2 protein-coding genes are annotated in these 1410 nt (G+C 55.2%); both read right to left on the bottom strand.

Features of this window, described 5'->3' with window-relative positions; genetic code table 11:
* Positions 1-251 (bottom strand): hypothetical protein (locus RMSM_RS33340; RefSeq protein ID WP_040770832.1); only part of this gene is annotated, 251 nt, incomplete at its 3' end.
* Positions 252-1209: 958 nt separating this feature from the next.
* On the bottom strand, positions 1210-1410 hold a 201-nt coding region (locus tag RMSM_RS43220), incomplete at its 5' end, for a hypothetical protein (protein WP_040770830.1).

Here is a 1410-nt window from a genome sequence, read left to right as displayed (position 1 = left end):
GCATCATCAAGCCGATCAATCTTCAGCGTGGTAATATCGCCAAGCAACTGACCATCTAGATCCGACGACCCCAACGCCGCCTTTTGGCCACCGACGGTAATCACGATCTCTGACCCACCACCGGGCAAGCTAGTCACACTTGGGGTGCCACGAATCACAAAGGGAGTAAACCCCGCTGAGACATGCTGTAACGACAACACGAAACAATGAGCAGTCACCACGCAAGCGGCGACGAACGAATGGATCTTCATGACCATTTCCAAAAGAGGCAGGAGGGAAGGGGAGAGCAATAGAAGGGGCCAAGCCCGACTCTATAGAGTAGCCAGAGTCTAGCTCCTATAGCTCTGGTTTCAACTCCATGCCCAACCCAATGCAACAGGTTTTTTCATTCTTTCACCGACAAAACCACCGCCCCATCAAAACAGCGGGGAATGGCACACCCCGCGCCCTCACACTGCGACAACAAATGCACACAACCGCACGCATCCGAGCAAAAGCCTGTTAAAACAAGGACAAAACGCTCCCCCACCACAGATGCATCGGTGCGTTACCAACGCGATCAACAAGGTGGAAACAACTTATCACACCCGTGGTGCCGCGAAGTTAGAAGCATCAGCAAAACAGCCATCTACAATTTAAATCCGTCTAACTTGACCATCACTCACCCCCTTGTTGCCAACGCAACCAACTCCACATGGGGCAGGCACCACTGCCACCCACTCAAAACAGGGGGACTCACGGCAGACAGGGGGACGGGACATTACCGAAGCCCACCCGCTCTACAGACACGCATGATCGCACCCGATGCTACATCAGCCCCTGACATAGACCGAGCGGCACCAGAATGACCAGCGACTACACAGCGAACGCCGCCTGGGGCCTGAACAACCTTGTCCGCTCTGAACCAACCACAGCGTTACAACGCCTCGGTACCTGCGGCGGCAACGAATTTCCCGTCAGAATTGCATCCTGCCGGATCGGTGTCGCAATGTCGCCCGACGACTCCGCTCGTCGGTTTCCCTGTATTCTTGCAATGCGGAAGAAAGCCTTGACGACTTGTTGATTTATCTGACTCTGGGGCTCTTCGCTTAACCGTTAGCCGATAGGCGTACGCCCAATGCCATCTACTTTGGTAGCGGCACGGCGCGAGCCGTCCGGTTGAGGCGAGTAAAACGTTCGGCTTTGGTCCGGGCGGCTTGCGCCGCACCGCTACAAACGCCACTCGTTAAGTGACAAAGTCGATGGGATTGGGCGTACGCTAACGGATGTGAGCACGCATTCGGCTGACTGCCAAACGACCAAAATCGACAAGACATTGTCGTTGATCGCTCCGCGATCATTACGCCGTGGATCCCCGGACGTCACCAGCACGATGACAAGCTGGAAGCTTATCCCACAAAAGTCTTGGCG

This window comes from Rhodopirellula maiorica SM1, assembly GCF_000346295.1.
GTDB lineage: Bacteria > Planctomycetota > Planctomycetia > Pirellulales > Pirellulaceae > Novipirellula > Novipirellula maiorica.
The sequence above is the reverse complement of the archived record's forward strand: the minus strand, read 5'-3'. Positions and strand labels throughout refer to the sequence as shown.